The sequence below is a fragment of the Pseudomonas sp. MG-9 genome (genome assembly GCF_018729515.1).
In the GTDB taxonomy this organism is placed as follows: domain Bacteria; phylum Pseudomonadota; class Gammaproteobacteria; order Pseudomonadales; family Pseudomonadaceae; genus Aquipseudomonas; species Aquipseudomonas serboccidentalis.
Genome location: NZ_JAHHZH010000009.1, coordinates 122,724 through 139,436, shown reverse-complemented (window position 1 = coordinate 139,436; position 16,713 = coordinate 122,724). Strand labels below are relative to the sequence as shown.

The 16,713-nt window shown below is 60.2% G+C and carries 18 protein-coding genes; all 18 read left to right on the top strand.

Annotated elements, in window-relative coordinates; all coding sequences use genetic code 11:
* The first annotated feature begins 43 nt into the window (after positions 1 to 43).
* The 18 genes from KKQ10_RS22640 (at position 44) to KKQ10_RS22555 (ending at position 16,629) form a co-directional block, all read left to right on the top strand.
* Complete coding sequence (locus KKQ10_RS22640; protein ID WP_127648215.1) at positions 44 to 1,258, top strand: IscS subfamily cysteine desulfurase; 1,215 nt, start codon at positions 44 to 46, stop codon at positions 1,256 to 1,258.
* A gap of 84 nt (positions 1,259 to 1,342) precedes the next feature.
* Positions 1,343 to 1,729: a Fe-S cluster assembly scaffold IscU gene (gene iscU, locus KKQ10_RS22635; RefSeq protein ID WP_003227907.1), complete on the top strand. Its 387-nt coding sequence runs from the start codon at positions 1,343 to 1,345 to the stop codon at positions 1,727 to 1,729.
* Between the two features lie 28 nt (positions 1,730 to 1,757).
* Positions 1,758 to 2,081: an iron-sulfur cluster assembly protein IscA gene (iscA, locus tag KKQ10_RS22630; RefSeq protein WP_003227904.1), complete on the top strand. Its 324-nt coding sequence runs from the start codon at positions 1,758 to 1,760 to the stop codon at positions 2,079 to 2,081.
* Positions 2,082 to 2,089: 8 nt separating this feature from the next.
* Entirely contained in the window at positions 2,090 to 2,611 is a 522-nt protein-coding gene (gene hscB, locus KKQ10_RS22625) for a co-chaperone HscB (RefSeq protein WP_102357322.1), read from the top strand.
* Between the two features lie 51 nt (positions 2,612 to 2,662).
* A complete protein-coding gene (gene hscA / locus KKQ10_RS22620) occupies positions 2,663 to 4,528 on the top strand; it encodes a Fe-S protein assembly chaperone HscA (protein WP_127648216.1) in 1,866 nt (621 codons plus the stop codon).
* Positions 4,528 to 4,869, top strand: coding sequence for an ISC system 2Fe-2S type ferredoxin (gene fdx, locus KKQ10_RS22615; protein WP_127648217.1), 342 nt, complete (start codon positions 4,528 to 4,530; stop codon positions 4,867 to 4,869). Before hscA ends, fdx begins: the two co-directional genes overlap by 1 nt.
* 14 nt (positions 4,870 to 4,883) lie before the next feature.
* Positions 4,884 to 5,084: a Fe-S cluster assembly protein IscX gene (gene iscX / locus KKQ10_RS22610; protein WP_027619659.1), complete on the top strand. Its 201-nt coding sequence runs from the start codon at positions 4,884 to 4,886 to the stop codon at positions 5,082 to 5,084.
* A gap of 88 nt (positions 5,085 to 5,172) precedes the next feature.
* Positions 5,173 to 5,598 carry a nucleoside-diphosphate kinase gene (gene ndk / locus KKQ10_RS22605; RefSeq protein WP_003227894.1) on the top strand — a complete coding sequence of 142 codons (426 nt, stop codon included), beginning with the start codon at positions 5,173 to 5,175 and terminating at the stop codon, positions 5,596 to 5,598.
* A gap of 28 nt (positions 5,599 to 5,626) precedes the next feature.
* On the top strand, positions 5,627 to 6,775 hold the full coding sequence (rlmN, locus tag KKQ10_RS22600) for a dual-specificity RNA methyltransferase RlmN (protein ID WP_003227893.1): 1,149 nt from the start codon (positions 5,627 to 5,629) through the stop codon (positions 6,773 to 6,775).
* A 12-nt stretch (positions 6,776 to 6,787) separates the two neighbouring features.
* Positions 6,788 to 7,546, top strand: a complete 759-nt coding sequence (pilW, locus tag KKQ10_RS22595) for a type IV pilus biogenesis/stability protein PilW (RefSeq protein ID WP_025109217.1) — start codon at positions 6,788 to 6,790, stop codon at positions 7,544 to 7,546.
* Entirely contained in the window at positions 7,546 to 8,580 is a 1,035-nt protein-coding gene (locus KKQ10_RS22590) for a RodZ domain-containing protein (protein WP_215502319.1), read from the top strand. Before pilW ends, KKQ10_RS22590 begins: the two co-directional genes overlap by 1 nt.
* A gap of 3 nt (positions 8,581 to 8,583) precedes the next feature.
* Complete coding sequence (gene ispG / locus KKQ10_RS22585) at positions 8,584 to 9,693, top strand: flavodoxin-dependent (E)-4-hydroxy-3-methylbut-2-enyl-diphosphate synthase (RefSeq protein WP_025109215.1); 1,110 nt, start codon at positions 8,584 to 8,586, stop codon at positions 9,691 to 9,693.
* A gap of 36 nt (positions 9,694 to 9,729) precedes the next feature.
* Positions 9,730 to 11,019 carry a histidine--tRNA ligase gene (gene hisS / locus KKQ10_RS22580; protein WP_007964435.1) on the top strand — a complete coding sequence of 430 codons (1,290 nt, stop codon included), beginning with the start codon at positions 9,730 to 9,732 and terminating at the stop codon, positions 11,017 to 11,019.
* Between the two features lie 41 nt (positions 11,020 to 11,060).
* Positions 11,061 to 11,702, top strand: a complete 642-nt coding sequence (locus KKQ10_RS22575; RefSeq protein WP_215502318.1) for a YfgM family protein — start codon at positions 11,061 to 11,063, stop codon at positions 11,700 to 11,702.
* Complete coding sequence (bamB, locus tag KKQ10_RS22570) at positions 11,695 to 12,846, top strand: outer membrane protein assembly factor BamB (RefSeq protein WP_127648222.1); 1,152 nt, start codon at positions 11,695 to 11,697, stop codon at positions 12,844 to 12,846. Before KKQ10_RS22575 ends, bamB begins: the two co-directional genes overlap by 8 nt.
* Before the next feature lie 136 nt (positions 12,847 to 12,982).
* Positions 12,983 to 14,455, top strand: coding sequence for a ribosome biogenesis GTPase Der (gene der, locus KKQ10_RS22565; protein ID WP_025109212.1), 1,473 nt, complete (start codon positions 12,983 to 12,985; stop codon positions 14,453 to 14,455).
* A gap of 246 nt (positions 14,456 to 14,701) precedes the next feature.
* Positions 14,702 to 15,850, top strand: coding sequence for a pyridoxal phosphate-dependent aminotransferase (locus tag KKQ10_RS22560; RefSeq protein WP_215502317.1), 1,149 nt, complete (start codon positions 14,702 to 14,704; stop codon positions 15,848 to 15,850).
* Entirely contained in the window at positions 15,838 to 16,629 is a 792-nt protein-coding gene (locus KKQ10_RS22555) for an amidohydrolase (protein ID WP_215502316.1), read from the top strand. Before KKQ10_RS22560 ends, KKQ10_RS22555 begins: the two co-directional genes overlap by 13 nt.
* Positions 16,630 to 16,713 lie beyond the last annotated feature (84 nt).

The following is a 16,713-nucleotide window of genomic DNA, read 5'->3' as shown; positions in this document are numbered from 1 at the left end:
AGAGCTAGCGGCACGCCAGCCAGCCTGATTTAGGAGATAGTCCATGAAATTGCCGATTTACCTTGATTACTCTGCGACCACCCCGGTCGATCCGCGCGTTGCGCAAAAAATGAGTGAATGCCTGCTGGTCGACGGAAACTTCGGTAACCCGGCGTCCCGTTCCCACGTGTTCGGCTGGAAAGCTGAAGAGTCCGTCGAAAACGCCCGTCGTCAGGTGGCCGATCTGGTCAACGCCGACCCGCGTGAAATCGTCTGGACGTCCGGCGCCACCGAATCCGACAACCTGGCTATCAAGGGTGCGGCACATTTCTACGGCTCCAAGGGCAAGCACCTGATCACCAGCAAGATCGAACACAAGGCCGTCCTCGACACCATGCGCCAACTGGAGCGTGAAGGTTTCGAAGTGACCTACCTTGAGCCGACTGAAGACGGTCTGATCACCCCGGCGATGATCGAAGCGGCGCTGCGTGAAGACACCATCCTGGTGTCGGTCATGCACGTGAACAACGAAATCGGCACCATCAACGACATCGCTGCCATCGGCGAACTGACCCGCTCCAAGGGCGTCCTGCTGCATGTTGACGCGGCTCAGTCCACCGGCAAGGTCGAGATCGACCTGCAGAAGCTGAAAGTCGACATGATGTCGTTCTCTGCCCACAAAACCTACGGCCCTAAAGGCATTGGCGCGCTGTACGTCAGCCGCAAGCCGCGTGTGCGTATCGAAGCGACCATGCACGGTGGCGGTCACGAGCGTGGCATGCGTTCCGGCACCCTGGCGACTCACCAGATCGTCGGCATGGGCGAAGCGTTCCGTGTAGCCAAGGAAGACATGGCTGCCGAAAACCTGCGCATCAAAGCCCTGAGCGACCGTTTCTTCAAGCAGGTCGAGCACCTGGAAGAGCTGTACGTCAACGGCAGCCTGACTGCCCGCGTTCCGCACAACCTGAACCTGAGCTTCAACTACGTTGAAGGCGAGTCGCTGATCATGGCGCTCAAGGATCTGGCGGTATCGTCCGGTTCGGCCTGCACCTCGGCATCCCTTGAGCCTTCGTACGTGCTGCGCGCCCTGGGCCGCAACGACGAACTGGCACACAGCTCGATCCGTTTCACCTTCGGCCGTTTCACCACCGAAGAAGAAATCGACTATGCCGCGCAGAAAGTCTGCGAGGCCGTTACCAAGCTGCGCGCTCTGTCGCCGCTGTGGGACATGTACAAAGACGGTGTCGACATTTCGAAAATCGAGTGGGCGGCACACTGATTTCAAGTCGCCGCGAACCGGCCCTGCGAACCTCCGGTTCCGGGGCTTAAAGAGCGACTCTCTGATGAGTGAGGATTAAGCACCATGGCTTACAGCGAAAAGGTCATCGACCACTACGAAAACCCGCGCAACGTCGGCAAGATGAACGCGGAAGACCCGGATGTCGGCACCGGCATGGTCGGCGCTCCGGCGTGCGGCGACGTGATGCGTCTGCAGATCAAGGTCAACGACCAGGGCGTTATCGAAGACGCCAAGTTCAAGACCTATGGCTGCGGTTCGGCAATCGCTTCCAGCTCCCTCGCCACCGAGTGGATGAAGGGCAAGACCCTGGACGAGGCCGAGACCATCAAGAACACTCAGCTGGCCGAAGAACTGGCCCTGCCGCCAGTGAAAATCCACTGCTCGGTACTCGCTGAAGACGCCATCAAGGCGGCCGTTCGCGACTACAAGCAGAAGAAAGGCTTGATCTAAGCACTGGGCGACGAGTAAGGAGTCAACGATGGCTATCAGCATGACAGAAGCGGCTGCTCGACACGTGCGACGCTCCCTCGACGGGCGCGGCAAAGGTGAAGGGATTCGTCTGGGTGTTCGCACCACAGGCTGTTCCGGCCTTGCCTACGTGCTGGAGTTTGTCGACGAGGTGGTTGCAGAGGATCAGGTGTTCGAAAGTCACGGCGAGAAAGTGATCATCGACCCGAAAAGCCTGGCCTACCTGGACGGCACCGAACTCGATTTCGTCAAGGAAGGGTTGAACGAAGGCTTCAAGTTCAACAATCCCAACGTACGCGGTGAATGTGGCTGCGGCGAAAGCTTCAACATCTGAGGCTTGTCGTGGGTATTCCTTGTCATTTCGCTTTATTCGAGCTGCAACCGAGCTTCCGTCTGGATCTCGAGCAGTTGGCCACGCGCTACCGTGAGTTGGCGCGCGGTGTTCATCCTGACCGCTTTGCCGACGCTTCCGAGCGTGAGCAGCGGGCGGCACTCGAGCAGTCTGCACGGCTCAATGATGCCTACCAGACGCTCAAGAGCCCGGCCCAGCGTGCGCGCTACCTGCTGACCATCAGCGGGCATGAAGTGCCGATGGAAGTCACGGTCCATGACCCCGAGTTTCTTCTGCAGCAGATGCAATGGCGCGAAGAGCTCGAAGACCTCCAGGACAGCGCCGATCTCGACGGTGTCGCGGTGTTCAAGCGTCGCTTGAAAGTCGCTCAGGAACAATTGAACGAAAGCTTCGCAGCCTGTTGGGATGATGCGGCGCAACGCGAACAGGCCGAACGCCTGATGCGGCGCATGCAGTTCCTCGACAAGCTCACCTACGAAGTGCGCCAGTTAGAAGAGCGCCTCGACGATTAACCCAGTGCCGCTCCGGTCGCACGCCTGATATACAGATAAGTCCTGATCACGATGGCCCTACTGCAGATCGCCGAACCCGGCCAAAGTCCTCAACCGCACCAGCGTCGTCTGGCTGTGGGGATCGACTTGGGCACTACCAATTCGCTGGTCGCTGCGTTGCGCAGTGGTCTTTCCGAGCCACTGGCCGACGCTGACGGGCAGGTCATCCTGCCGTCCGCCGTGCGTTATCACGCCGATCGCGTCGAGGTTGGCGAGTCGGCCAAGCTGGCCGCGTCTTCCGATCCCTTGAACACTGTGCTGTCGGTCAAGCGCCTGATGGGGCGTGGTCTGTCCGACGTCAAGCAATTGGGCGATCAACTGCCGTACCGCTTTGTCGGCGGCGAATCGCACATGCCGTTCATCGACACCGTGCAAGGGCCGAAAAGCCCGGTCGAAGTCTCCGCCGATATCCTCAAGGTGCTGCGTCAGCGTGCTGAAGCCACCTTGGGCGGTGAATTGGTTGGCGCGGTGATCACCGTGCCGGCGTATTTCGACGATGCTCAGCGCCAGGCCACCAAAGACGCGGCAAAACTCGCCGGTCTGAACGTGCTGCGTCTGCTCAACGAGCCGACCGCCGCCGCCGTGGCTTATGGTCTGGATCAGCATGCCGAAGGCCTGGTGGCCATTTATGACCTGGGTGGCGGTACCTTCGATATTTCGATTCTGCGTCTGACTGGCGGTGTTTTCGAGGTGCTGGCCACTGGTGGCGACAGCGCACTGGGTGGCGACGACTTCGATCACGCGATTGCCGGCTGGATCATCGAGAGCGCCGGTCTGTCCGCCGACCTCGATCCGGGCGCACAACGCAATTTGCTGCAAACCGCGTGCGCGGCCAAAGAAGCCCTGACCGATGCGGCCAGCGTTGAAGTCGCCTACGGTGACTGGAAAGCGCAACTGACCCGCGAAGCCTTCGATGCGCTGATCGAGCCTATGGTTGCGCGCAGCCTGAAAGCCTGCCGCCGTGCCGTGCGTGATTCCGGTATCGAGTTGGAAGACGTGCACGCCGTGGTCATGGTCGGTGGTTCGACCCGTGTGCCGCGTGTTCGCGAAGCCGTTGCCGAAGCCTTCGGTCGTCAGCCTTTGACTGAAATCGACCCGGATCAAGTGGTGGCCATCGGGGCCGCGATCCAGGCGGATACGCTGGCTGGCAACAAGCGCGATGGCGGCGAACTGCTGCTGCTCGACGTGATTCCGCTGTCCCTGGGGCTGGAAACCATGGGCGGGCTGATGGAAAAGGTGATTCCGCGCAACACCACCATCCCGGTTGCCCGCGCTCAGGACTTCACCACGTATAAAGACGGCCAGTCGGCCATGGCGATCCACGTGTTGCAGGGCGAGCGCGAGCTGATCAGCGACTGCCGCTCTCTGGCGCGCTTCGAACTGCGCGGCATCCCGGCAATGGTGGCTGGCGCGGCGAAAATTCGCGTGACCTTCCAGGTCGATGCCGACGGTCTGCTCAGCGTGTCTGCCCGTGAACTGGGGTCGGGCGTTGAAGCGAGCATTCAGGTCAAGCCGTCCTACGGCCTGACCGACGGCGAAATCGCCAAGATGCTGAAAGATTCGTTCCAGCACGCCAACGACGACAAGGTCGCTCGTGTTCTGCGTGAACAGCAAGTCGATGCCCAGCGCCTGATCGAGGCGGTGCAGGGCGCTCTGGAGGCCGATGGCGAGCGCTTGCTCGATGCCGAAGAGCGCATGGTCATCGACCTGCAAGTGCAGGAACTCACCGAACTGATGAAAGGCACCGATGGTTACGCCATCGAGCAGCAGACCAAGCGTCTGTCGCAAGTGACCGATGCTTTTGCTGCCCGCCGCATGGACCTGACGGTGAAAGCCGCTCTGTCGGGGCGCAACCTGAATGAAATCGAGGATATCTGATGCCGCAGGTCATTTTTCTGCCCCACGAGAAGTTCTGCCCTGAAGGCATGGTTGTAGAGGCTGAGCCGGGCATTTCGATTCTCGAACTGGCTCATGAGCACCATATCGAGATGGAAAGTGCCTGTGGCGGCGTTTGCGCCTGCACCACGTGCCACTGCATCATCCGCGAGGGTTTCGACTCGCTGGAAGAGGCTGACGAGCTGGAAGAAGACTTCCTCGATCGTGCCTGGGGCCTGGAAGCGCAATCGCGCCTGGCCTGTCAGGCTATCGTCGGTGAGGAAGACATCACCGTCGAGATTCCGAAATATTCGCTTAACCATGCGGCCGAAGCGCCGCACTGACTGGTAAGACTGTCATGAGCTACGGTTGGAATGATGTTCAACGCATTGCAGAAGAATTGGCCGAAGCCAAGCCGGATGTAGATCCGCTTTCTGTCAATTTCGTCGACCTGCAGCGATGGATCATGGAACTGCCTGACTTCGACAACACCTCCGGCCGTGTCGGCGAGAAGGTGTTGGAAGCGGTTCAGGCGCTCTGGATCGAAGAAGTCGACTGATCGTCCTCGCAGGTTAGGCAATACCCAAGAACCCGCGTATAATTCGCGGGTTTAATTTTTCGCAAATTACTGTTTCTGGAGTTACACCATGGCTGTTCAACGTACTTTCTCCATCATCAAGCCTGACGCCGTTGCTAAAGGCGCTGCCGGCGAAATCGTTACTCGTTTCGAAAAGGCTGGTCTGAAAGTTGTTGCTTCGAAAATGAAGCAGCTGTCCAAAGCCGAAGCTGAAGGCTTCTACGCTGAGCACAAAGAGCGTGGTTTCTTCGGTGACCTGGTTGCTTTCATGATCTCCGGTCCAGTGGTTGTTCAGGTTCTGGAAGGCGAAAACGCTATCGCTCGCAACCGTGAGCTGATGGGCGCTACCAACCCTAAAGAAGCTGCTGCCGGCACCATCCGTGCTGACTTCGCTGAGTCGATCGACGCCAACGCCGTTCACGGTTCGGACTCCGAAGCCGCTGCTGCTCGCGAAATCTCGTACTTCTTCGCAGCTACTGAAGTAACCACTCGCTAAGCATTGGCTTAAGAGTGAAGGTGAATCCATGACTACATCGACTGTTAAAACCAACCTGCTGGGGCTGACCCAGCCGGAAATGGAAAAATTCTTCGACTCAATCGGGGAGAAGCGTTTCCGTGCCGGTCAGGTAATGAAATGGATTCACCACTTTGGCGTCGATGATTTCGACGCCATGACGAACGTCAGCAAGGCCTTGCGCGACAAGCTCAAGGCTATTGCCGAGGTTCGTGGTCCCGAAGTGGTCAGCGAGGACATTTCCAGCGACGGCACCCGTAAGTGGGTGGTGCGCGTGGCGTCCGGCAGCTGTGTCGAGACCGTGTACATTCCCCAGGGCAAACGCGGCACGCTGTGCGTTTCGTCCCAGGCAGGCTGTGCCCTGGACTGCAGTTTCTGCTCCACCGGCAAGCAAGGTTTCAACAGCAACCTCACCGCCGCCGAAGTCATCGGGCAGGTGTGGATTGCCAACAAATCTTTCGGCAGCGTCCCGGCCACTATCGACCGCGCCATCACCAACGTGGTGATGATGGGCATGGGCGAGCCGTTGCTGAACTTCGACAACGTCGTGGCCGCCATGCATCTGATGATGGATGACCTGGGCTACGGGATCTCCAAGCGCCGCGTGACCCTGTCCACGTCGGGTGTGGTGCCGATGATCGATGAGCTGGCCAAGCACATTGATGTCTCCCTGGCGTTGTCCCTGCACGCACCGAATGACGCATTGCGTAACCAATTGGTGCCGATCAACAAGAAATATCCGCTTAAGATGCTGCTCGAGTCGTGCCAGCGCTACATGTCCGCCCTTGGCGAGAAACGTGTGCTGACCATCGAGTACACCTTGCTCAAGGACGTCAACGACAAGCTTGAGCACGCGGTGGAAATGATCGAACTGCTGAAAGACATTCCGTGCAAGATCAACCTGATTCCGTTCAACCCGTTCCCGCACTCCGGGTACGAGCGGCCGAGCAACAACGCCATTCGTCGGTTCCAGGATCAGTTGCATCAAGCCGGTTTCAACGTCACTGTTCGCACCACCCGTGGTGAAGACATCGACGCCGCGTGTGGTCAATTGGTAGGGCAGGTGCTGGATCGCACCCGTCGCAGCGAACGTTACATCGCCGTGCGCGAGTTGAGCGCCGACAGCGATCTGGCACAGAACGCCGCGAACACTAACTAAGAGAGGATCTCTATGTCCCTGCGCTTTGCGCTGCTGTTGCTGATGGCCAGCCTGTGTGCTGGTTGTGTCCTGTCGGGTGACTACAACCCGATGAAGACCAGCAAGGGCCGCGATGAAGCGCGGGCTGCCTACGTGCAGTTGGGACTAGGATACCTGCAGCAAGGGATGACCGAGCGGGCCAAGGTGCCGCTGAAAAAGGCTCTGGAACTGGACGGTTCCGATCCTGATGCCAACGCCGCCCTCGGGCTGGTGTTCCAGGCCGAAATGGAACCGAAGCTGGCCGACGAACACTTTCGCAAAGCCTTGTCCTCCCGCCCCGCCGATGCCCGTATCCTCAACAATTACGGCAGTTTTCTCTACGAAGAACAGCGTTACAAGGAAGCCTACGAGCGTTTTGAACAGGCAGCCGCCGATACCCTGTATCCTGAGCGTTCGCGGGTGTTTGAGAACCTCGGCATGACGGCGGCAAAGCTCGGGCAGCGGGAACTGGCGCAGCAGCAACTGGAAAAAGCCCTGCGGCTGAACCGTCAACAACCGCGAGCCTTGCTGGAAATGGCTGAGTTGTCCTTCGAAGACAGGCATTATGTGCCCGCGCGTGACTATTACGACCGTTTCAGCCTGCTAACCGAGCAAAATGCACGTAGTCTATTGCTCGGCGTTCGGCTGGCAAAAGTGTTTGAAGATCGCGACAAGGCCGCCAGTTACGGCCTGCAATTAAAACGACTCTATCCCGGTACGCCGGAATATCAGCAATACCTGTCGGAGCAATGATGAAAGCGGCGCATCCCGAAGTTGTAGCAGCGACTCGCGTTAATCCCGGTGAGACTTTGCGCCAGGCCCGCGAAAGCAATGGCTGGTCGCTGGCCGAAGTGGCCCTCAAGCTCAACCTCACTGTGACTTCCCTGAGCAATCTTGAGGCTGGCGCTTTCGACAAGCTGCCGGGGCATACCTTCGCTCGCGGTTACATTCGCGCCTATGCCAAATTGCTCGGCATGGACCAGACCGTTCTGGTCCAGCAATTCGACCAGTCCACCGGCACCGACTCCCAGGGCAGCAATGTGCATGCGCTGGGTCGTATCGAAGAGCCTGTGCGGGTTTCCCACACCATTTTGCGAATCGTCAGCCTGCTGTTGCTGATCGCAGTCATCGGCGGCGGTTTCGTCTGGTGGCAGGATCAGACCTCGCTGCGCACCAAGGATTTGACCAGCCTGGCCCCGGAGCACGTTGAAGTCGAAGGCGCCGACGGCACCACGCAGATTCACCCGATCGACGAGCCGGAAGACCAGGCCGTTGCCGAAGGTCAGGCGGAGGGTGCAACCGCTCTGGCCCTGCCACAGTCGGAAACCACCGCTGAATCGACCGGTGCCGAGCCAGCCGCTCCGGCCGCAGCTCCAGCAGCACCGGTCGTAGCGCCAGCCGCACCGGCTCACACTCCGGCCCCGGTTGTCGCCACTCCGGCTGCACCGGCACCGAACGTTCCGGCCACCCCGGCGCCGACCGTTACCGCGCCAGTCGTCCCGGCGACGCCTGCGCCAACCGCAGAAGCGGCGGCTCCAGCTGCCGGTGACGGTCAGGTGCAACTGCAGTTCATCGCCGATTGCTGGGCGCAGGTCACCGATGGTCGCGGCAAGGTGCTGTTCAGTGGTCTGAAACACAAAGGCGACATCGTCTCGGTTTCCGGCAAGCCGCCACTGGCGGTACGCCTGGGTGTGGCTCGCGCCGCACAGGTCAGCTACAACGGCCAACCGGTCGATATCGCTCCGTTCACCAGTGGCGAGACTGCTCGCCTGAAGTTGGGTCAATAAGTCATGCACGGCGAATCTCCAATCAAACGTCGCGTTTCGCGCAAGATCTGGGTCGGTAACGTGCCTGTTGGCGGCGATGCGCCTATCGCTGTGCAGAGCATGACCAACAGCGACACCAATGATGTCGCTGCCACCGTCGCCCAGATCAATCGTCTGGAAGCTGCCGGCGTCGACATCGTCCGCGTTTCGGTACCGGACATGGACGCCGCCGAGGCGTTCGGCAAGATCAAGCAACTGGTCAAGGTGCCGCTGGTTGCCGACATCCACTTCGACTACAAGATCGCCTTGCGCGTCGCCGAACTGGGTGTGGACTGCTTGCGCATCAACCCGGGCAACATCGGTCGTGAAGACCGTGTGCGCGCCGTGGTCGATGCTGCCCGTGACCGTGGGATCCCGATCCGTATCGGCGTCAACGCCGGTTCCCTGGAAAAAGACCTGCAGAAGAAGTACGGCGAGCCGACCCCGGCCGCGCTGGTCGAGTCCGCGCTGCGTCATGTCGAGCACCTCGAACGCCTGAATTTCCAGGACTTCAAGGTCAGCGTGAAAGCTTCCGACGTGTTCATGGCCGTAGAAGCCTACCGTTTGCTGGCCAAGGAAATCGTCCAGCCGCTGCACCTGGGCATCACCGAAGCCGGTGGATTGCGTTCGGGCACAGTGAAATCCGCCGTGGGCCTAGGTATGCTGCTCGCCGAGGGGATTGGCGATACTATCCGCATCTCGCTGGCGGCCGACCCGGTCGAGGAAGTGAAGGTCGGTTACGACATTCTCAAGTCTTTGCATCTGCGTTCCCGTGGCATCAACTTCATCGCCTGCCCGAGCTGCTCGCGGCAGAACTTCGATGTGGTCAAGACCATGAACGAGCTGGAAGGGCGCCTTGAAGACCTGCTGGTGCCGCTGGATGTCGCGGTGATCGGTTGTGTGGTCAACGGCCCCGGCGAAGCCAAGGAAGCCCATATCGGCTTGACCGGCGGCACGCCAAACCTGATTTACATCGACGGCAAGCCGTCGCAGAAACTGACGAATGACAATCTGGTGGACGAGCTGGAAAAGCTGATCCGCGAGAAAGCGGCCGAGAAGGTCGAAGCTGACGCAGCGGTTATCGCACGCGGCTGACCTGACTGAAGCGCCGAACGAATTTAAGGATTTAAAGTGAGCAAGTCTCTGCAAGCCATTCGTGGCATGAACGACATCCTGCCCGAACAGACCCCGCTGTGGCGTTATTTCGAGGGCACTGTCGCGCGTCTGCTGGATAACTACGGTTACAAGCAGATCCGCATGCCGATCGTCGAATTCACCGAGCTGTTCAAGCGCTCGATCGGTGAAGTGACCGACATCGTCGAAAAAGAGATGTACACCTTCGAAGACCGCAACGGCGACTCCCTGACCCTGCGTCCGGAAGGCACCGCGGCGTGCGTGCGTGCGGTGCTCGAGCACGGCATCACCGGTGGTGGTCAGGTGCAGAAGCTCTGGTACATCGGTCCGATGTTCCGTCACGAGCGTCCGCAGAAAGGCCGTTATCGCCAGTTCCACCAGATCGGTCTGGAGGTGTTCAACCTCGACGGTCCGGACATCGACGCCGAGCTGATCATCATGACCTGGCGCCTGTGGGGCGAGCTGGGCATTCGTGATGCGGTCAAGCTCGAACTCAACAGCCTGGGCACCAGCGAGTCCCGTGGTCGCTATCGTGAAGCGCTGGTCGAGTACCTCTCGGCGCACCACGACAAGCTCGACGAAGACAGTCAGCGTCGTCTGAAAACCAACCCGTTGCGCGTGCTCGACACCAAAAATGCCGACACTCAGGCGGTGCTGGTCGATGCGCCGAAAATGGCTGACTACCTGGACGACGAGTCCCGTGCCCACTTCGAAGGCCTGAAGGCCCGTCTGGATGCCGTCGGCATTCCCTACGTGCTCAACCCGAAACTGGTGCGCGGCCTCGATTACTACAGCAAAACCGTATTCGAATGGGTCACCGACAAGCTCGGCGCCCAGGGCACTGTCTGCGCGGGCGGTCGTTACGACGGTCTGGTCGAGCAGATGGGCGGCAAGCCGACCACCGGCGTTGGTTTCGCCATGGGCATCGAGCGTCTGGTATTGATGCTCGAAACCCTGGAGCAGATCCCGGAAGAAATCTCCCGTCAGGTCGACGTCTACCTCTGCGCCTTTGGCGAGCAGGCCGAACTGGCCGGTCTGGCACTGGCCGAGCGGGTGCGTGACCAGCTTCCAAACCTGCGTCTGCAAGTCAATGCCGGCGCCGGCAGCTTCAAAAGCCAGTTCAAGAAAGCCGACAAGAGCGGTGCGTTGTACGCACTGATCCTGGGTGACGACGAAATGGCCCAGCAAGTGGTAGGTTTCAAACCCCTGCGTGGCCAGGGCGAACAACAAAGCATTGCCTGGGATGCGCTTGCCGCTCACCTGGCCACCTGCGTCGTGCAGGGTTGAAGCTGTCTAAACAGCCGATTTAGCGATTAAGGAGTATTGGGGTGTCGAGTACCGAAGACGAACAGTTGGCGGATTTGAAGGACTGGTGGACACGCAACGGCAAACCTCTGGTCACCGGCGGCCTGTTGGCGCTGGTCATCGTGTTCGGCTGGCAGGCTTTTCACAAGTATCAGAGCAACCAGTCGCAAGGCGCCTCGGTGCTCTATCAGCAACTGCTGGAAACCACGCTGACCCCGGACGGCAAGCCTGCCGCTGCACGTGTTGCGGATCTGGCCGGCAAGCTCAACAGCGAATTCGGCGGCACGGCGTACGCACAGTACGGCAGCCTGTTCGTGGCGAAAGTTGCGGTCGACAGCGGAAAGCTGGATGACGCGGCGACCGAACTCAAAGCCATCGTTGCCAAACCGGCGAACCCGGCGTTGGGCGAGATCGCCCGTCAGCGTCTGGCTCAGGTGCTGGGTGCGCAGAACAAGGCCGATGACGCCCTGAAGCTGCTCGACGGCGATGCCGACAAGGCGTTCCTGGCCACTCGTGAAGAACTCAAGGGCGACCTGCTGGTACAGCTGGGTCGTACTGACGAAGCGAACGCGGCGTATCAAAAAGCCAAGGCGGCACTGTCGGATGAAGCGGCAGTCGGTGGCCTTCAAATCAAGCTCGACGACCTGGCCAAAGGGGATGCGTGACGTGATCCGTTGGAAGCATGCAGCATTGCTGGCTCTGGCCATTCTGGCCGCGGGTTGCAGCAGCAACAGCAAAAAAGAACTGCCACCGGCCGAGTTGACCGACTTCAAAGAAGAAGTGGTTCTGCAAAAGCAGTGGAGCCGTTCGATCGGTGACGGTCAGGGCGAAACCTACAACATGCTGGTGCCGGCGATCGATGGTGACACCATCTACGCGGCCGATGTGACCGGCGTGCTGATGGCCATGGATCGCAGCAATGGCGACGTGAAGTGGAAAAAGGATCTTGAACTGCCTGTCTCCGGCGCCGTTGGCGTGGGTTATGGTCTGGTCACGATCGGTACCCTCAAGGGTGAAATCGTTGCCCTCGACGCCATCAACGGTGAAGAGAAGTGGCGCGCCCGGGTATCCAGCGAAGTCCTCGCGCCGCCGGCCAACAACGGCGACGTGGTGGTGGTACAGACTCAGGACGATCGCCTGATCGGCCTGGACGCGGCCACCGGCAACCGTCGCTGGACCTACGACAGCACCCCTGCGGTACTGACCCTGCGCGGCACCAGCGCGCCAGTCGTGACCAACCGCCTCGCGGTGGCAGGCCTGTCGACCGGTAAAGTGGTTGCCCTGGACATTTCCAACGGCGTGCCGGTCTGGGAACAACGGGTCGCGATCCCACAGGGTCGTTCGGAACTGGAGCGCGTGGTCGACATCGACGGCGGCCTGCTGTTGTCCGGCGAAACCCTGTACGTCGCCAGCTATCAGGGCCGCGTCGCGGCACTCGATCTGCAAAGCGGTCGTCAACTCTGGCAGCGCGATGCGTCGAGCTATGCCGGTGTCGCCCAAGGTTTTGGCAGCGTCTATGTGAGCCTGTCCTCGGGCACCGTTGAAGGCGTCGACGAGCGTTCCACCACCGCGCTGTGGAGCAACGATTCGTTGGCCCGCCGTCAACTGTCGGCGCCGGAAGTGTTCTCCAGCTATGTAGCCGTTGGTGACATGGAAGGTTACCTGCACCTGTTGAGCCAGGTGGACGGTCGTTTCGTGGGTCGTGAGCGTATCGACAGTGACGGCCTGCGTGCCCGTCCGCTGGTGGTGGGCAACACGATCTATGTGTATGGCAACAGCGGCAAACTGGAAGCCCTGACCATCAAGTAACAACTATGCTTGGGGTTTAACCCCCAAGCGGCCCCGGATTCATGGGGCTTGCAGCGCTTACAGGCGTTGCCCCGAGCACCAGCCGCTGCCTCGCAGCGGCTTTTGTATTTTCTGAAATAACGAAGTGGAGAGCCGCATGGTTCCCGTAATCGCCCTGGTGGGCCGACCGAACGTCGGCAAATCCACCTTGTTCAACCGCCTGACCAGGACACGTGACGCCATCGTCGGCGACTTGTCCGGTCTGACCCGTGATCGCCAGTACGGTGAGGCCAAGTGGCAAGGGCGTTCCTACATTCTGATCGACACCGGCGGTATCTCCGGTGACGAACACGGTATGGACGAAAAAATGGCCGAGCAGTCGCTGCTGGCCATTGAAGAAGCGGATGTTGTGTTGTTCCTGGTAGATGCCAAGGCCGGTTTCACCGCCGCCGACCAGATGATCGCCGAACACCTGCGCAAGCGTAACAAGCGTTCCCACGTGGTCGCCAACAAGGTCGACAACATCGACCCGGAAATGGCCCGCGCCGAATTCGCCCCGCTGGGCATGGGCCACGCGATCCCGATCGCCGGTGCTCACGGCCGTGGTATCACTCAACTGCTGGAAGCGGCACTGAGCGATTTCCCGCGTGACGAAGACGAGCCGCAGGAAGGCGAAGAGGAAGAGATCGTCGCCGAAGGCGAGGAAGCCAAGCGCATTCCTGGCCCGAGCGAAAAAGACGGGATCAAGATCGCCATCATCGGCCGTCCGAACGTCGGCAAGTCGACCCTGGTCAACCGCATGCTCGGTGAAGACCGGGTAATCGTCTACGATCAGCCAGGCACCACCCGCGACAGTATTTACATCCCGTTCGAGCGTAACGACGAGAAGTACACGCTGATCGACACCGCCGGTGTGCGCAAGCGCGGCAAGATCCACGAAGAAGTCGAAAAGTTCTCCGTGGTCAAAACCCTGCAGGCGATCAAAGACGCCAACGTGGTGATCTTCGTGATGGACGCCCGCGAAGGCGTGGTCGATCACGACCTCAACCTGCTGGGCTTCGCGATCGAATCCGGTCGTGCGCTGGTCATCGCGATCAACAAATGGGACGGCATGACGCCAAGCGAGCGCGACTTCGTGAAAGTCGAGCTGCAGCGTCGTCTGTTCTTCGTTGATTACGCCGACATCCACTTCATCTCGGCGCTGCACGGTACTGGCGTGGGCAACCTCTACGCGTCGGTGCAGAACTCGTTCAAGTCTGCGGTCACCCGCTGGCCGACCAGCCGTCTGACCCAGATTCTCGAAGACGCGGTCAGCGAACACCAGCCGCCGATGGTCAACAGCCGCCGGATCAAGCTGCGTTACGCTCACCTGGGTGGTGCGAACCCGCCGATCATCGTGATCCACGGTAACCAGATCGAGAAAGTGCCGAAGTCGTATGTGCGCTATCTGGAAAACACCTATCGCCGCGTTCTGAAGCTGGTCGGTACGCCGATCCGCATCGAATTCAAGGGTGGCGAGAACCCGTACGAAGGCAACAAGAACACGCTGACCGACCGCCAGGTCAACAAGAAGCGTCGCTTGATGTCGCACAACAAGAAAGCCAGCAAGAAGCGCCGCGACAAGAAGTGATCAAGTGGGTTGTTCCCACAATGGCGTGGGAATACTCAACACTTCTGTAGGAGCTGGCGAAGCCTGCGATCTTTTGACTTTGCGTTGAAAACAAGATCAAAAGATCGCAGCCTGCGGCGGCTCCTACAAGGTTCGGCGACAAGAAGGGTGCTCAGTTGAGCGCCCTTTTTTTATGGGCGCCGGATGGGCTATCCTCGGGCTCTCCCGCGCCGCCGTCAGAGCCGGGTGTAGAGCAGGGAACCCCCGATGATCACCAGTAAGCTGCCGAATGTCGGCATCACTATTTTCACGCAGATGTCTCAGCTCGCGGCGCAGACCGGAGCCATCAACCTGTCTCAGGGTTTTCCTGATTTCGACGGCCCGCAGTCCCTGCGTGATGCGGTCGGTCGGCATATCGCCAGCGGCCATAACCAGTATTCGCCGATGACGGGCCTGCCGGCCCTGCGCGAGCAGATCGCGGCGAAAATCGCGCGCAGTTATGGGGTGAAGGTTGATGCCGACAGCGAAGTGACGGTGACGCCGGGCGCGACCCAGGCGATCTTCTGTGCGATTCAGGCGGTTATCCACAGCGGCGACGAAGTGATCGTGTTCGACCCGTGCTATGACAGCTACGAACCGGCGACGGAGTTGGCGGGCGGTCGTTGCGTGCATGTGCAACTGAGCCCGGACGATTTCTCCATCGACTTCGACAAACTCTCCGCGGCCCTGAGTCCGCGCACGAAAATGATCGTCATCAACAGCCCGCACAACCCGAGCGGCGCACTGATCAGTCGCGCGGAGCTGGATCAACTGGCGCAGTTGATTCGTGGTCGCGACATCTACCTGATCAGCGATGAGGTGTATGAACACCTGGTATTCGACGGCGTGCCGCATGTCAGCGTGCTGGCCCATGAAGAGCTGTATCAGCGCGCCTTCGTGGTCAGCTCGTTCGGCAAGACCTACCACGTCACAGGCTGGAAGACTGGCTATGTGGTCGCTCCGCCAGCGCTGACCGCCGAGCTGCGCAAGGTGCACCAGTACGTCAGTTTCTGCGGTGTCACGCCGCTGCAATACGCCTTGGCCGATTACATGGCCGAGCATCCGGAGCACGTTGAACAGCTGCCGGGTTTCTATCAGGCCAAGCGCGACCTGTTCTGCGATCTGCTGGCACCGTCGCGATTCACCTTCACCCGCGTGACCGGCACCTACTTCCAGTTGGTCGATTACTCGCAGATTCGTCCTGACTTGAACGACGTCGACATGGCGATGTGGATGACCCGTGAGCACGGCGTGGCGAGCATCCCGGTGTCGGTGTTCTACCAGAATCCACCCGAAGGCCAGCGCCTGGTGCGCCTGTGCTTTGCCAAACGCGAGGAGACGCTGCGCGAGGCAGCGGCAAAACTATGCGTGATCTGAGTGCGTTGCCCGACCTCAATCTGGCGCTGATCCAGACCAGCCTGGTTTGGCACGACCGTCAGGCCAACCTTGAACACTTCGACGCGCTGCTGGAGCAGGCCCGAGGGGCTGATCTGATTATTCTGCCGGAGATGTTCACCACCGGTTTCTCCATGGAGTCCGAGACCCTCGCTGAAGCCGAGAACGGCCCGACCCGCAAGTGGATGAAGGCGCAAGCGGCGAAGCTCAACGCGGTGATCACTGGCAGCGTGATCATTCAGGCCGCCGACGGCAGCCATCGCAACCGCCTGCTGTGGGCGCGCCCGGACGGTGAGGTCTGGCATTACGACAAGCGCCACCTGTTCCGCATGGCCGGCGAGCACAACCACTACACTCCCGGCGAGCGTCAGGTGCAGTTCGAACTCAAGGGCTGGCGTATTCGCCCGTTGATTTGTTACGACCTGCGCTTCCCGGTGTGGAGTCGCGACGCTCAGGACACCGATCTGCTGCTGTACACCGCCAACTGGCCGGGCGCACGGCGTCTGCACTGGAACCGTTTGTTGCCGGCGCGGGCTATTGAAAACCTGTGCTATGTGGCGGCAGTGAATCGCGTCGGCACTGACGGCAAGGGGTTTGCCTATACCGGTGACAGTCAGGTGCTGGATTTCCAGGGCGAAACGTTGCTGGCGGCGGGGGAGGCGGACGGGGTGTTCAAAGCGGTACTGGAAGCGGCGCCACTGGCGGCTTATCGCGAGCGCTTTCCGGCGAATCTGGATGCCGACACCTTCGAGTTCACCTGAAAAGTAAAAGATCGCAGCCTTCGGCAGCTCCTACAACGGGACGGCGTACATCCTGTAGGCGCTGCCGAAGGCTGCGATCTTTTG

Coding starts and splice junctions, on each gene's coding strand:
- KKQ10_RS22640 (WP_127648215.1), top strand. CDS start 44: ATGAAATTGCCGATTTACCTTGATTACTCTGCGACCACCCCGGTCGAT.
- iscU (WP_003227907.1), top strand. CDS start 1,343: ATGGCTTACAGCGAAAAGGTCATCGACCACTACGAAAACCCGCGCAAC.
- iscA (WP_003227904.1), top strand. CDS start 1,758: ATGGCTATCAGCATGACAGAAGCGGCTGCTCGACACGTGCGACGCTCC.
- hscA (WP_127648216.1), top strand. CDS start 2,663: ATGGCCCTACTGCAGATCGCCGAACCCGGCCAAAGTCCTCAACCGCAC.
- fdx (WP_127648217.1), top strand. CDS start 4,528: ATGCCGCAGGTCATTTTTCTGCCCCACGAGAAGTTCTGCCCTGAAGGC.
- iscX (WP_027619659.1), top strand. CDS start 4,884: ATGAGCTACGGTTGGAATGATGTTCAACGCATTGCAGAAGAATTGGCC.
- ndk (WP_003227894.1), top strand. CDS start 5,173: ATGGCTGTTCAACGTACTTTCTCCATCATCAAGCCTGACGCCGTTGCT.
- rlmN (WP_003227893.1), top strand. CDS start 5,627: ATGACTACATCGACTGTTAAAACCAACCTGCTGGGGCTGACCCAGCCG.
- pilW (WP_025109217.1), top strand. CDS start 6,788: ATGTCCCTGCGCTTTGCGCTGCTGTTGCTGATGGCCAGCCTGTGTGCT.
- KKQ10_RS22590 (WP_215502319.1), top strand. CDS start 7,546: ATGAAAGCGGCGCATCCCGAAGTTGTAGCAGCGACTCGCGTTAATCCC.
- ispG (WP_025109215.1), top strand. CDS start 8,584: ATGCACGGCGAATCTCCAATCAAACGTCGCGTTTCGCGCAAGATCTGG.
- bamB (WP_127648222.1), top strand. CDS start 11,695: ATGCGTGACGTGATCCGTTGGAAGCATGCAGCATTGCTGGCTCTGGCC.
- der (WP_025109212.1), top strand. CDS start 12,983: ATGGTTCCCGTAATCGCCCTGGTGGGCCGACCGAACGTCGGCAAATCC.
- KKQ10_RS22560 (WP_215502317.1), top strand. CDS start 14,702: ATGATCACCAGTAAGCTGCCGAATGTCGGCATCACTATTTTCACGCAG.
- KKQ10_RS22555 (WP_215502316.1), top strand. CDS start 15,838: ATGCGTGATCTGAGTGCGTTGCCCGACCTCAATCTGGCGCTGATCCAG.